14 protein-coding genes are annotated in these 12993 nt (G+C 62.6%); 5 read left to right on the forward strand and 9 right to left on the reverse strand.

The features are described from left to right. Positions 1-18: 18 nt before the first annotated feature. Together VVD49_RS07100 and VVD49_RS07105 are read left to right on the forward strand one after the other, a co-directional pair. On the forward strand, positions 19-498 hold the full coding sequence (locus VVD49_RS07100) for a DUF4124 domain-containing protein (RefSeq protein WP_327598440.1): 480 nt from the start codon (positions 19-21) through the stop codon (positions 496-498). Then, positions 495-902: a PH domain-containing protein gene (locus tag VVD49_RS07105; RefSeq protein ID WP_327598441.1), complete on the forward strand. Its 408-nt coding sequence runs from the start codon at positions 495-497 to the stop codon at positions 900-902. Before VVD49_RS07100 ends, VVD49_RS07105 begins: the two co-directional genes overlap by 4 nt. Before the next feature lie 56 nt (positions 903-958). Here the strand turns inward: VVD49_RS07105 and VVD49_RS07110 are convergent, their stop codons facing one another. From VVD49_RS07110 to cyoA, 8 genes are all read right to left on the reverse strand, one after another. Then, positions 959-2041, reverse strand: a complete 1083-nt coding sequence (locus VVD49_RS07110; protein WP_327598442.1) for a Gfo/Idh/MocA family protein — start codon at positions 2039-2041, stop codon at positions 959-961. Continuing rightward, positions 2038-2589, reverse strand: a complete 552-nt coding sequence (locus VVD49_RS07115; protein WP_327598443.1) for a response regulator transcription factor — start codon at positions 2587-2589, stop codon at positions 2038-2040. The genes VVD49_RS07110 and VVD49_RS07115 overlap by 4 nt, the downstream gene beginning before the upstream one ends. Beyond that, positions 2576-3829 (reverse strand): ATP-binding protein, encoded by a 1254-nt coding sequence (locus VVD49_RS07120; RefSeq protein WP_327598444.1) that lies wholly within the window; start codon positions 3827-3829, stop codon positions 2576-2578. Before VVD49_RS07120 ends, VVD49_RS07115 begins: the two co-directional genes overlap by 14 nt. Before the next feature lie 190 nt (positions 3830-4019). Then, the gene (locus VVD49_RS07125) at positions 4020-4787 is read right to left on the reverse strand and encodes an SURF1 family protein (RefSeq protein WP_327598445.1); all 768 of its coding nucleotides are present in this window, start codon (positions 4785-4787) and stop codon (positions 4020-4022) included. Further along, the gene (gene cyoD, locus VVD49_RS07130; protein WP_327598446.1) at positions 4784-5164 is read right to left on the reverse strand and encodes a cytochrome o ubiquinol oxidase subunit IV; all 381 of its coding nucleotides are present in this window, start codon (positions 5162-5164) and stop codon (positions 4784-4786) included. The genes VVD49_RS07125 and cyoD overlap by 4 nt, the downstream gene beginning before the upstream one ends. Further along, entirely contained in the window at positions 5161-5802 is a 642-nt protein-coding gene (gene cyoC, locus VVD49_RS07135) for a cytochrome o ubiquinol oxidase subunit III (protein WP_327598447.1), read from the reverse strand. Before cyoC ends, cyoD begins: the two co-directional genes overlap by 4 nt. After that, the gene (cyoB, locus tag VVD49_RS07140; RefSeq protein ID WP_327598448.1) at positions 5795-7798 is read right to left on the reverse strand and encodes a cytochrome o ubiquinol oxidase subunit I; all 2004 of its coding nucleotides are present in this window, start codon (positions 7796-7798) and stop codon (positions 5795-5797) included. Before cyoB ends, cyoC begins: the two co-directional genes overlap by 8 nt. Positions 7799-7885: 87 nt before the next feature. Beyond that, positions 7886-8941, reverse strand: a complete 1056-nt coding sequence (cyoA, locus tag VVD49_RS07145; RefSeq protein WP_327598449.1) for a ubiquinol oxidase subunit II — start codon at positions 8939-8941, stop codon at positions 7886-7888. Between the two features lie 275 nt (positions 8942-9216). Between cyoA and VVD49_RS07150 the strand changes: the two genes are divergently transcribed. From VVD49_RS07150 to VVD49_RS07160, 3 genes are all read left to right on the forward strand, one after another. Beyond that, positions 9217-10548, forward strand: coding sequence for an MFS transporter (locus VVD49_RS07150; RefSeq protein WP_327598450.1), 1332 nt, complete (start codon positions 9217-9219; stop codon positions 10546-10548). Positions 10549-10680: 132 nt separating this feature from the next. After that, a complete protein-coding gene (gene xth / locus VVD49_RS07155; RefSeq protein ID WP_327598952.1) occupies positions 10681-11442 on the forward strand; it encodes an exodeoxyribonuclease III in 762 nt (253 codons plus the stop codon). 118 nt (positions 11443-11560) lie between these two features. Beyond that, positions 11561-12412, forward strand: a complete 852-nt coding sequence (locus VVD49_RS07160) for a dioxygenase family protein (RefSeq protein WP_327598451.1) — start codon at positions 11561-11563, stop codon at positions 12410-12412. On the opposite strand, the gene VVD49_RS07165 is transcribed toward VVD49_RS07160, so the two are convergent. After that, the gene (locus VVD49_RS07165) at positions 12409-12891 is read right to left on the reverse strand and encodes a nuclear transport factor 2 family protein (protein ID WP_327598452.1); all 483 of its coding nucleotides are present in this window, start codon (positions 12889-12891) and stop codon (positions 12409-12411) included. The genes VVD49_RS07160 and VVD49_RS07165 overlap by 4 nt on opposite strands. Positions 12892-12993 lie beyond the last annotated feature (102 nt).

The following is a 12993-nucleotide window of genomic DNA, read 5'->3' on the forward strand; positions in this document are numbered from 1 at the left end:
AAAATGAGGAGAATCGGGATGATGGGTACCGGGACGAAGATCGCACTGCTTGCGTCAATGCTGAGCGTTGTGATGGTCAGTGCGCACGCAGAGGTTTTTCGCTGGACGGACAAGGACGGCAAGGTCCATTACTCCGACAATCCGCCTGCCGATATCAAGGCTGAACAGCGCAAGATGAAGGACAACAGTGTGGACGTCACGGGCCCGGGCTTTGAGACGACGCGCGCAGCGCAGGCAGCCCCGGTCAGCCTCTACACCGCAGCCGAGTGCAAGGACGTCTGCGACAAGGCGCGCAAACTGTTGAGCGAACGCAAGATACCGTTCAAGGAAAATGCCATCTCGACGCCTGAAGGCAAAGATGCGCTTGGCAAGCTGGTGGGCAAGAAAGAGCCGCTGGTCCCTTCTTTGCAGGTTGGTGGCAAGACCCTCGAAGGTTTTGAGGCCGGTGCATGGAATGGCGTGCTGGACGTGGCGGGTTACCCGAAGGCGCCATCGTGAGCTATATCGAGGGTTCGCTGATCAAGGATGAGAAGGTCCTGCACTTGGGCCGCATCAGCTGGTGGTCGCTGACGCCGTGGATTCTCGGCGGCTTGCTCCTGTTGCCCTTGTTCGGCGCGGGGCTGCTGGTGTGGCTGGTCGGCTACGTGCGCTACAAGACGACCGAGCTGGCCATCACCAACAAGCGCGTCATCGTCAAGCTTGGTTTCATCCGTCGTCAGACCGTCGAGATCAGCATCTCCAAGGTCGAAAGCATCCAGGTCGACCAGAGCCTGTGGGGCCGTGTATTCAACTTCGGCTCGCTGGTGATTACGGGCTCGGGTTCTTCGCAGGCGCCGATTCACGCCATCTCCGATCCGCTCGGTTTCCGGCGTGCTTTCGTCGAGGCGCAGGAAGTCGCGTAGGGCGGAATCCCTGCGGGAGTTCCGCCAGCCACCGCTACCCAGAGTACATACCGGCCCTAGCGCCCGAGCAATCGATCCATCACCCACGAGGCGCGTGTGCCGCTGACGCCGTCACTCGGTGAGCTGCCCCTGCCGAGCAGGCTGTCGACGACGGTCTGGATGTAGGGCTGATGCACATGCGGCGGATTGCTGATGGCAATCGACTCCAGCTTGCCGTCCACGACGAGCTGGAGCGGGCTGTCATCGAAGACGCTGAAGCGCACGCTGCCCCGGCTGCCGAGGATTTCTGTCAGGTCCAGCTGCTCGGACACCGAGAAGCACCACTGTCCCGTGCCTTGCACGCCCGAGGCAAAGCGGAAGGTGCCGCTGACGATGTCTTCCGCCGCGTAAAGCCCGGCTTGGTTACCGGCATAGCCCGAAGCCTCGCTGATCGGCCCCAGCACATAGTCGAGAAAATCCAGCGTATGACCTGCGACGTCGACGAAGTGTCCGCCGCCGGCCAGTGCGGGGTCGATGCGCCAGAATTGCGAGGGGTCGGTGTCGCGCGCCAGCGGCGGCCGGTGCATGCGCGTGTTGACCATGCGCACGGCACCAATTGCCCCGCTGTCGACCAGTTCCTTGATCTTCAGGAAGCGCGGCAGGGCGCGGCGGTAGTAAGCCACGAACTGCGGCACGCCAGCCGCCGCGCAGGCTGCATTCATCTCGAGGCACTCGGCATGGCTCATGGCCATCGGTTTCTCGACGAGCATCGGCTTGCCTGCCGCAGCACAGCGCAATACATAGTCCTTGTGCGTTGACGGCGGTGTGGCGATGTAGATGGCATCGACCTCGGAGTCGTGAATCAGCTTGTCCGCGTCGTCGTACCACTTCGGTACGCCATGGCGTTTCGCGTAGTCGGCGGCCAGTTCGCCATTGCGGCGCATGACGGCGACGAGTTGCGAGCCGGAGGCCTTCTGGAAGCCCGGACCGCTTTTGACTTCGGTGACTTCACCGCAGCCGATGATGCCCCAGCGCACGATATCCATATCCCGGTTTCCTTTCTGGTTGCTCGTCAGCGTACTCCTGGTGTGAGACGCCGGTGTTGCATTGATCGACGTAATGTCGTGTTCGTGAAGTCCCTGTTGTTGCAGGGCGGTCATTTGACCCGCTGCTTGTCCAGCTTGCGAGCCAGGGTGCGGCGATGCATGCCGAGTCGCCGCGCCGTTTCGGAGATGTTGAAACCAGTTTCGGCCAGGGTCTGGTGAATGCGTTCCCACTCGAGTGTCTTGATCGAGGTGGGGCGCTCGGTGAGGGCAACCTCTTCCTTGCCGACGTCATGTGCGAAAGCCGCTTCGATGTCGTCGCTGTTCGAAGGCTTTGCGAGGTAGTGATGCGCGCCGAGCTTGATTGCCTCCACCGCAGTGGCAATGCTCGCATAGCCGGTCAGTACCACGATCAGCATGGCGGGGTCGTGTGCGTGCAATAGCTTGACGCAGGCGAGGCCCGAGGCATTGCCGGCGAGCTTGAGGTCCACTACGGCATAGCCGGGCGAGCAGGTTTTCAGCACTTCAGCGACCTGCTCGGTCTGACTGGCGACGACGACACGATAGTCGCGTCGCTCGAAAGAACGACTCAAGGTGCGCGCAAAATCGGCGTCGTCCTCGACGATCAGCAGCAGCCTCTCTGCCGCCGACTCAGTGCTTGCCATGGATCATGTCTCCTGTCTGAATCGATGCCAGCGGCAGGCTCATGGTCACGACTGCCCCGCCCTCGGGGCGGTTGCCTGCCGACACGCTGCCGCCCAGTTTGCGCAGGGCGTTGACCACGAGGAACAGCCCGAGGCCACCTCCTGCGCGTCCTTTGCTCGATTGATAAGGCGTGCCGAGACGTTCGAGCATATCCGGGTTGAAGCCGTGACCGACATCGGTGACTTCAAGGATCAGCCGCTCACCCTGGCGTGTAGCCGTCAGCGTCACGCCGATTGGCGATGCCTCGATCGCATTGTCGAGCACGTTGTGGATGGTTTGCTTCAGCGCCGGGTCTGAAAGGATGGGGACGTCCTTGCCGAACTCGTTGTGGAACGTCAGCGCGCTGGACGAGCGCGTGGCGCGCCACTCTGCGACCAGCTCGTCGAGGAAACCGGCGACCGTCGTCGCAACTGGGGCTTCGCCGCGATCCTCGCCCGCCGATAACAGGATGCCGGTCACGATGTTCTTGCAGCGCAGTACCTGGGCCTGCATCTCTTCGACATCGCGTAGCAATTCCGGGTCGGATGCGAAGAAGGGCATCCGGTGCCAGTCGCCGAGGATCACTGCCAGCGTAGACAGCGGGGTGCCCAGCTCATGCGCGGCGCCGGAGGCCAGCAAGCCCATGCGCACGATGTGCTCGGCTTCGGCGGCATGCTGGCGCATGTCGGCGAGGCGTGCATCACGAGCACGCAGGTTGCGGCTGATGCGCGTCACGAACACCACCAGCAGGATGGCGTTCAGCGCGAAGCAGATCAGGACGCCAATGGCATATGGATCGACGATGCTGCCGCGTTCGTTCAGCGGGATCGCCAGCGGCCGGTGGAAATGCGTGAGCGCGACAAAGCAGGCCGTCGTGATCGCCACGATGGTCCACGTGGTATGCCTTTGCAGCAGCACCGCGCCGAGAATGACCTGCAGCAGGTAGAGGAAGATGAAGGGGTTGCTGGCGCCACCGCTCAGATAGAGTTGTGCGGTCAGCGTCACGACGTCCACCAGAAAGGAGATGAACAGTGCGCGTTCGCTGACGGGGCGCCTGCCGCGCCAATACAACAGGCTGGCGACATTGAAGCCGGCAAGGCAGGCCAGCACCAGTGCCATATGCTCCAGTGGCAGCGCGATGTCGAAGGCAAAGAGCACGATCAGGATGGTCAACACCTGGCCGAGCACGGCGAACCAGCGTAGCTGGATCAGCTGCTGCATGTTCCTCAGGCCGGTTGCGTCCGCACCATGTAGCCGGCGTGGTCGGTCGAGCAACACTGCAGGGGGTGATGAGGGGCTTGTCGTCATCCGGATTCTTCGGGCTCGTCGCAGGAGCGGTTCGTGATTCTACTGCGAGCTCACGACTTCGCCTCGCTGCTCAGACACATGCATTGCGCATGCACCTTGCCACTCAGGCATTCTTCTGCAGCCGTCGGCGCTCAGTGCGCCACAGGAAAATCGTGCCCGCGGCCACCATCAGCGCAAGCACATACCAGGTGATGGCATAGACGAGATGGCTGTTGTGGAACGAAACCACGGTCAGGCCGCCGACGGGCCAGCGCCCGGCCGTGGCGTCGCTTGAGGGATTGCTCACGGCGTCTGCGTCGACGAAATAGGGCGCGACGGCGGAGGATGTCGCGCCTAATCCGCGTGCTGCTGCAATGGCGGCCACGTCACGCGAATACCAGCGATTGGCTGCCGGATCGTTGCCACGCAGGAAGGCGCCGTCGGGTTCGGAGATGCGCAGCAGGCCGGAAATTGTCTGCTCGCCTGCCGGTTCGTTGCCCGGGCGCGAGCTGCGCTCACGTCGCTCGGTCGGCACGAAGCCACGATTGATGAGTACGACGCTGCCGTCTGCAATGCGCAGGGGGGTCAGTACCCAGAAACCGGGGCCGAGCGTCGTGACGGCCTGTACCAGTGTTTCGTTCTCGTGCTGGAAGATGCCGCGCAAGCGTATATGGCGGTATGCGTCGTCATTCGCATTGATGCGTGCCCACGCGGCACGCGCGGGCGCTTCCTGCGCTGGGGCATGCACACGCTGCTCGACGCGTGCGATGAGGTCCAGCTTCCAGGCGCGCCGCGCCACCTGCCAGCTGCCCAGCGCCACGAATATGCCGCACAGCAGGCTGCCCGCCAGCGCCCAGACTACCAGCCTCGACGCTGAGGGCCGTGCGCTCAAGGCTGGTTGCGCATCTCGTGCGCAGATGCCGGCATCATGTTGTGGTTGAGGTGGTACATGACCCACAGCGAACCGCTCAGGGTGATGACAACCAGTACGGTCGTGAAGATGAGCGCCAGCATGTTCCAGCCACCCTCCGAGCGCGCGTTCATGTGCAGGAAGTAGCGCATGTGTACGACGATCTGTACTGCCGCAAACGCCAGGATGACGGCTGCCGTGGTGGCCGGGCGATCGAAGACTTTCGCCATGACCAGCCAGAACGGGATGGCGGTCAGGATGACCGACAGGACGAACCCGATCACGTAGTCCGACATCGTGCCGTGTGCTGCGCCACCATGATCGTCGTGATGATCGTGGCTGTCGTGGTGCTCGCTCATACCAGCACTCCCATCAGATAGACAAAGGTAAAGACGCCGATCCAGACGACATCGAGGAAGTGCCAGAACAGAGACAGGCACATCAGGCGGCGTTTGTTCTCGGCGATGAGGCCGTGCTTGCCAATCTGGAACATCAGCGTCACCAGCCAGATGATGCCGAAGGTGACATGCAGGCCGTGCGTGCCGACCAGGGTGAAGAACGATGACAGGAAGGCGCTGCGCTGTGGCCCCGCGCCTTCATGGATCAGGTGGGCGAATTCATACAGCTCGATGCCCAGGAAGCCCGCACCGAACAAGCCTGTGATGCCAAGCCAGACCAGCGTGGGCGCCACGCGCTTGTTCTGCATGCACAGCATGGCAAAGCCGTACGTGATCGACGAGAGCAGCAGCAGCGAGGTGTTCAGCGCCACCAGAGGCAGGTCGAACAGATCTGCCCCCGACGGGCCGGCCGCGAAACTGTGGCCGAGCACACCATAGGTCGCGAACAGGCAGGCAAAGATGAGGCAGTCGCTCATCAGGTAGATCCAGAAGCCCAGCATGGTGCCGTTATGCGGATGGAATTCTTCCATCTCGTAGAAGCGAACGGGATCGGCTGTTGCAGTGTTCATGACGACGGAATCGGCTGTGGTATCAGACATGGCTGGCCAGCAATTGAGTGCGTGCATTCTCCGTGCGGGCAACTTCGTCCGCGGGGATGTAGTAATCACGCTTGTAGTTGAAGGTATGCACGATGGTGGCAATGACCAGCGCAACGAAGGATGCGCCAACCAGCAGCCACATATGCCAGATCAGACCGAAGCCGCAGGCCGTGCTGAGTGCGGCGAGCACCACGCCGGCAGCCGTGTTCTTCGGCATGTGGATAGCGATGAAGCCACCGGTCGGGCGTTCGGCACCGCGATGCTTCATGTCCCACCACGCGTCGTTGTCGTGGATGCGTGGCGTGAAGGCGAAGTTGTAGTCCGGTGGCGGCGATGAAGTCGACCACTCCAGGGTACGGCCGTGCCATGGGTCGCCGGTGACGTCACGCAACTGGGCGCGGCGGCGGAAGCTGACGACGAGCTGGATCAGGAAGCAGGCGATGCCGATGGCGATCAGGACGGCGCCGAACGCTGCGATGACGAACCACACCTGCAGCGAGGGATCTTCGAAGTGGCTCAGGCGACGCGTGACACCCATCAGGCCCAGCACATAGAGCGGCATGAAGGCGAAGAAGAAGCCGATCTGCCAGAACCAGAACGAGCACTTGCCCCAGAACGGGTCGAGCTTGTAGCCAAACGCCTTGGGGAACCAGTAGGTGATGCCTGCCATCAGGCCGAACAGCACGCCGCCAATGATCACGTTGTGGAAGTGCGCAATCAGGAACAGGCTGTTGTGCAGCACGAAGTCGGCCGGTGGTACCGCCAGCAACACACCTGTCATGCCGCCGATGACGAAGGTGACCATGAAGCCTATGGTCCACAGCATGGGTACTTCGAAGTGGATGCGGCCACGATACATGGTGAACAACCAGTTGAATATCTTCGCCCCGGTCGGTATCGAGATGATCATCGTCGTGATGCCGAAGAACGAGTTCACGCTGGCGCCCGAGCCCATCGTGAAGAAGTGGTGCAGCCACACGAGGTAGGAGAGGATCGTGATGACGACCGTGGCGTAGACCATCGACGCGTAGCCGAACAGCTTCTTGCGGCTGAAGGTCGACACCACCTCGGAGAAGATGCCGAACACCGGCAATACGAGGATGTACACCTCCGGGTGGCCCCAGATCCAGATCAGGTTCACGTACATCATGGCGTTGCCGCCGAGCTCGTTCGTGAAGAAATTGGTACCTGCGTAGCGGTCCATCGCCAGCAGGCCGAGCACTGCGGTCAGGACCGGGAACGCGGCCACGATCAGCACGTTGGTGCACAACGAGGTCCAGGTGAACACCGGCATCTTCATCAGGCCCATGCCGGGCGCGCGCATCTTGACGATGGTCACCAGCAGATTGACCCCGGAGAGCAGCGTGCCGACCCCCGCTATCTGCAAGGACCATATGTAGTAATCGACCCCCACGTCAGGGCTGTAGGCGAGACCGGAGAGCGGCGGGTATGCCAGCCAGCCGGTACGCGCGAATTCACCGACGAACAGCGACATCATGACCAGCGCAGCGCCGCTGGCCGTCATCCAGAAACTGAAGTTGTTGAGGAAGGGGAAGGCGACGTCGCGCGCGCCGATCTGCAGCGGCACGATGTAGTTCATGAGGCCCGTCACCAGCGGCATGGCGACGAAGAAGATCATGATCACGCCGTGTGCCGTGAACACCTGGTCGTAGTGGTGTGGCGGCAGGTAGCCAAGATTGTCGCCAAAGGCGATGGCCTGCTGCAGACGCATCATGATGGCGTCGGAGAAGCCGCGCAGCAGCATCACCAGACCGAGCACGATGTACATGATGCCGATCTTCTTGTGGTCGATGCTGGTGAACCAGTCGCGCCACAGCGTACCCCACCACTTCATGTAGGTGATGACGCCAAGCAGGCCGATACCGCCCAGCACGACGCCGATGAAAGTCACCAGGAGGATGGGCTCGTGCAGCGGCAGGGCTTCCCAGCTCAAGCGGCCCAGAACAAGGCGGGTCAGGTCAAAATGATCAGACATCGTGTCTCTCTGAAATACCGGGGTTGAAGCGAGCAGGCTCGGTGCAACATGCGTCGGCAAGGCCGTGAGGCTGCCAACGGCATGCGGCTAGAGATTATTGGTGGTGGCTGACCGGCGTTCGCCAGTCGGGTTGTCGGGTGTGCACATGCCATTGGCAAGTGTGGGTATCCATACGCCGCGATCACCGCGCTGAACGCTGGTCAGCGCATCAGGCGACAGGCCGACGCGCCCCATGCCGCCGTTCGCGTCGATGGCCATCATCTGGTGCATGCACATCTTTCCCGCTTCGACGCAGCGGTTCAGGATGGCGTCGTAGAGGCCATCGGCAACCGTTGCGTAGCGACGTACCGGCTCGCGCTCGCTGGGGCGCTCGAGCTGCAGGTAAGCCTCGCGGCTGAGTGTCTGCCCCGCGCCCTGATTGGTCTTCACCCATTGTGCGAAATCCGCATCGTTCAGGCCGTGGAACTTGAAACGCATGTGCGAGAAGCCAGCCCCGCTGTAGTTGGCCGAGAAGCCGTCGTAGATGCCGGGCTTGTTGATCACTGCATGCAGCTTGGTCTCCATGCCCGGCATCGCGTAGATCATGCCCGCCAGCGCAGGCACGTAGAAGGCGTTCATGACCGAGGTGGCGGTGATGCGGAATTGCACGGGCCTGTCCACGGGCGCGGCGACCTCGTTGACGGTTGCGATGCCTTGCTCCGGATAGAGGAACAACCATTTCCAGTCCAGCGCCACGACTTCGATCACCAGCGGTTTCGTGTCGGCGGCAAGCGCGCGCTGTTCGTCGATGCGCGACAGGGGGCGATAGGGGTCCAGCACGTGCGTGCTGATCCAGGTCAGGGCACCAAGCGCGATGATGATCAACAGCGGTGCAGCCCAGATGAGCAGCTCGAGCTGCGTGGAGTGATCCCAGTCGGGGCGGTACTCGGCCTTGGCCGATTCACGGTAGCGCCACGCGAACACCAGCGTCAGGATGATCACCGGCACGATGATCAGCAACATCAGCAGGGTGGAGATGACGACGAGTCGGCCTTGTTGTGCGGCTACGTCGCCGGAGGGGTTGAGCACCACCAGGTCGCAGCCGGCCATGAGTGCGGCAACGAAGATGAGGGCGAGCGTGCGAAGGGTCTTTTGCGCGGGCATTGGCTCTCGAAGATGCGTAAAGCGGCTAAAGCAGCGGCCGGAACCGCGCGGGGAAACTGGTTGAAAGGTCGAACAGCTTGCAAGGCATGGACGGCAAGGCAGCAACGCAAGAAGCGTGCGACCGGAGCTGGTCGCGGACTTCCGGCAAGACGCCCATCGTCGTCCTACAATTTAGGATGCCTTAGCAAAATTTGCGATTGGACGTTTTGTCCTATGGCAAAAGACCGCGACTAGTGCGATTCTGAAACGTCTGCCGGCCCCTCAAGCGAAGATCCATGACCAGCATTACTCATCCGGAACCGCACTCCTCGACCCTGGAGCATGATGCTCGCGTAATCACGGCCGACCACGGCCGGGTCAAGCCAGCCGAAATCGCGGTCGGCGTCGTCATTGGCCGCGCCTCCGAGTACTTCGATTTCTTCGTCTACGGCATTGCCTCCTGCCTGGTCTTTCCGACCCTGTTCTTCCCGTTCGCGTCGCGCCTCGACGGGACTCTCTATGCTTTTGTCGTTTTCTCTTTTGCCTTCATTGCGCGGCCCGTCGGCACTGCGGTGTCGATGGCGATACAGCGGCGCTGGGGGCGTGGGACCAAACTTACCATCGCGCTCTTCATGCTGGGCACCTCGACCGTCGGTATCGCCTTCCTGCCCGGCTATGAGACGGCCGGCGTCCTGTCCATCGTGCTGTTGTCGGTTTTCCGCGTCGGCCAGGGGCTGGCACTGGGGGGCTCGTGGGATGGCTTGCCGTCCTTGCTCGCACTCAATGCGCCGGCGAAGAAGCGTGGCTGGTACGCCATGCTCGGTCAGCTCGGCGCTCCCGTCGGTTTCATTCTGGCCAGTGGCCTGTTTGCCTTCCTGCACGCCAGCGTGCCGCGCGAAGACTTTCTGTCCTGGGGCTGGCGCTATGCGTTTTTCGTGGCCTTCGCCATCAACGTCGTGGCCCTGTTCGCACGCCTGCGCCTGGTCTTGACGACCGAGTTCGAGCGCTTGCTCGAAGAGGGGGAGCTGGAGCCCGTGCATGTGCGTGAGCTGATTCGCGACAAGGCAACCAATCTGTGGATCGGCGCTTTCGTGCCGCTTGCCAGCTACGCCCTGTTCCACCTCATCACCGTGTTCCCGCTGTCGTGGATCCAGCTTTTCAGCGAGCAGTCGATTACGGAGTTCCTGCTGGTGCAGATCGTGGGCGGCTTCCTCTGCGCCGCCGGCATCATCGCGTCCGGCAAGATTGCTGACCGCGTTGGGCGTCGCTACACGCTGGGCTCGCTGGCGGTGGGGATTGCCGTGTTCAGTGGATTCGCCCCGACCCTGCTGGGCGGAGGCACGCTGGGGCAGGACGTCTTCCTGCTGGTGGGCTTCACGCTGCTCGGCCTGTCCTACGGCCAGGCCTCGGGCTCCATGAATTCGGCTTTTGGCCCGCGCTTCCGCTACACCGGTGCAGCCTTGACCTCGGACCTGGCCTGGCTGCTCGGCGCTGCTTTTGCGCCACTGGTGGCGCTGGGCCTGTCTGCCCACTTCGGGCTCGCCTACGTCAGCGTCTATCTCTTGTCGGGCGCCGCCTGCACACTGGCCGCGCTGGCCATCAACCGCGCCATCGCCCGCGAAGACTGAGCGCGCAGCCGCCATTGCCTGTTGCCTGACCGGACGGCCGCCTCAAGCGGCCGTCTTCGTTTCCGCCTGGACCCGGCATGCATGGCATTGCGCCATACTTGCGCCTTCATTCCTGCCTCCCCTCTCGCCGCCATGAAAATTGCCACCTGGAACGTCAACTCACTCAAGGTCCGTCTGCCGCACTTGCTCGACTGGCTTGCCGCCACCCAAGTCGATGTTGTCTGTCTGCAGGAACTCAAGTGCGAGGACAAATCCTTTCCGCTCGCCGAGATAGAGGCCGCGGGTTATCGCGCGGTGTTCAACGGGCAGAAGACCTACAACGGTGTCGCCATTCTCAGCCGCAGCGAGATCACTGACGTGGTGCGCAACATTCCCGGCTTCGACGATGAACAGCGTCGCATCATCGCTGCCACAGTCAACGGTGTGCGCGTGGTGTGCGGCTACTTTCCGAATGGCCAGGCGGTCGGCTCGGAGAAGTTCGAGTACAAGCTGCGCTGGCTGACGGCACTGACCGACTGGTTGCGCGCCGAGATGGCTGTGCATGCGAAGCTGGTGCTGGCCGGTGACTACAACGTAGCGCCGGAGGATCGCGATGCGACGCCGGAATGGCACGACGAGATCCATGTTTCCGTGCCCGAACGCGAGGCCTTCCGTGCGCTGCTTGCACTTGGAATGACGGATGCATTCCGCATGTTCGATCAGGCGGAGAAGAGTTACTCGTGGTGGGATTACCGCATGATGGCTTTCCGCCGCAACGTCGGCCTGCGCATCGATCACCTGCTGGTCACTGACGCGCTCAAGGGTGAGGTGAAGAGTTGCGTGATCGACAAGGCGCCGCGCAAGCTGGAGCGCCCGTCAGATCATGCACCAGTCATTGTCGAGCTTGGCGGCTGAGCGCGCGCTGCCTGGCGTGATCGTTACAAAGGCTTGCAGGGCCTTAACGGACATTTGCGCGGACGCTGACTAGACTGGATCTTTCAGAGGCGGGCCCTGGGTCTGCGGGAGAGAGGTCATGTCATCCAGCGATAGCAAGGCGCGCGAAGTACAAGGCAAGCGGCAGGATAGACGGGAGGCGCTGTGCCACATCGGCGGCCTCGCGACGATCATCGCGACGGGCATGCTGCAGTACCGGAGCCTGTCTGCGCTGGCGCAAGGCAGGGCGCAGGTCGTAGCCGATGCGTCGTCGATGCCCGCCATCGCGTCAGCTTGCGCGGCGATTCCGGAAGAGACGGCCGGACCGTTCCCGGGCGATGGTTCGAACAGTACGGCAAATGGTATTGCCAATGCGCTGACGCTGCCGGGCATCGTGCGCAGCGATATCCGCAGCAGTCTGGCCGGTGCCACCGGCGTCGCGCGCGGCCTGCCGCTGACGCTCGTGCTGGAGTTGGTGGGCGGGCCTGCGGGCTGCGCGCCACTCGCCGGGCATGCAATCTACCTGTGGCATTGCGACGCCCTTGGGCGCTATTCGATGTATTCGCCCGGCGTGAGCGCCGAGAATTATCTGCGGGGCGTGCAGGTGACAGATGGCAGCGGCAAGCTGCGTTTCTCCACCATCGTACCGGGGTGTTATGACGGACGTATGCCGCACATGCATTTCGAGGTGTATCGCGATGTGGCGAGCGCCAGACGCGCAGCGGACAAGCTGAGCACCTCCCAGCTGGGCTTTCCCCTGGCCATGCTCAACGAGGTGTATGCCACGAATGGCTACCGCGACAGTGCGGCCAATCTTGCACGCACCAGCTTCGCCAGCGATCCGGTGTTCAGCGACGGCCATGATCTGCAGATCTGCGCAGTCAGTGGCAATCGCAATGAGGGTTATGTGGCGACGCTGCGCGTCGCCATTGCCGGAGGCCGCCTGGCCTAGCGCCGCACGATGCGCTCCGCTTCAACCAGCTCTTCGCGGATTTTCCAGGCCCCCGCCTGCTTCACCAGTGTCAGGCGTTTGCGCGCCGTGCTCATCAGGTCCATGTCGAGATAGTGCTGCGTGAATTGCGCCTGCGCCGTGCCGGTGTGAACGGCAACCTGCACATTGCTCAGGATGACGTGGCGGATGGCGCTGGTCTTCAGACGGGCGCGGCGCTGCTGCTCCCACTGCGAGCGTGTCAGCCCACCGGATGGCTGGAAGTTGTCGGCGTACTGCCCGAGATATTGCGGTACATCCCCCCGGTCCCAGGACTGCGCCCAAGCCTTCACGACCGCATCCACCTGCTCGGTCTCGACGGGGCGTGTACTGGGCGGGGTATCAGTGGGCAATGACGCAGCGCTCGCACTGATGGCGACCGATAGCCCGGCGCAGGCGAGCAAGCGCCGCAAAGTGTGCTGCCTGATCATGAAGCCGGCCATGGCGCCCTCCGTTCAACCCTGATTCGTGTTGACCGGAAGCTAACCAAAGCGCCCTGCTGTGGCGACGGGATACTTCACGATCCGCGTGCAAAAACGCCTTTG

It is taken from the genome of Uliginosibacterium silvisoli, assembly GCF_036017035.1.
GTDB lineage: Bacteria > Pseudomonadota > Gammaproteobacteria > Burkholderiales > Rhodocyclaceae > Viridibacterium > Viridibacterium silvisoli.

Excerpts from the sequence above, each read along its gene's own strand:
- VVD49_RS07100 (WP_327598440.1), top strand. The coding sequence starts at position 19 with ATGATGGGTACCGGGACGAAGATCGCACTGCTTGCGTCAATGCTGAGC.
- VVD49_RS07110 (WP_327598442.1), bottom strand. The coding sequence starts at position 2,041 with ATGACCGCCCTGCAACAACAGGGACTTCACGAACACGACATTACGTCG.
- VVD49_RS07115 (WP_327598443.1), bottom strand. The coding sequence starts at position 2,589 with ATGGCAAGCACTGAGTCGGCGGCAGAGAGGCTGCTGCTGATCGTCGAG.
- VVD49_RS07120 (WP_327598444.1), bottom strand. The coding sequence starts at position 3,829 with ATGCAGCAGCTGATCCAGCTACGCTGGTTCGCCGTGCTCGGCCAGGTG.
- cyoD (WP_327598446.1), bottom strand. The coding sequence starts at position 5,164 with ATGAGCGAGCACCACGACAGCCACGATCATCACGACGATCATGGTGGC.
- cyoC (WP_327598447.1), bottom strand. The coding sequence starts at position 5,802 with ATGTCTGATACCACAGCCGATTCCGTCGTCATGAACACTGCAACAGCC.
- cyoB (WP_327598448.1), bottom strand. The coding sequence starts at position 7,798 with ATGTCTGATCATTTTGACCTGACCCGCCTTGTTCTGGGCCGCTTGAGC.
- cyoA (WP_327598449.1), bottom strand. The coding sequence starts at position 8,941 with ATGCCCGCGCAAAAGACCCTTCGCACGCTCGCCCTCATCTTCGTTGCC.
- VVD49_RS07150 (WP_327598450.1), top strand. The coding sequence starts at position 9,217 with ATGACCAGCATTACTCATCCGGAACCGCACTCCTCGACCCTGGAGCAT.
- xth (WP_327598952.1), top strand. The coding sequence starts at position 10,681 with ATGAAAATTGCCACCTGGAACGTCAACTCACTCAAGGTCCGTCTGCCG.
- VVD49_RS07160 (WP_327598451.1), top strand. The coding sequence starts at position 11,561 with ATGTCATCCAGCGATAGCAAGGCGCGCGAAGTACAAGGCAAGCGGCAG.
- VVD49_RS07165 (WP_327598452.1), bottom strand. The coding sequence starts at position 12,891 with ATGGCCGGCTTCATGATCAGGCAGCACACTTTGCGGCGCTTGCTCGCC.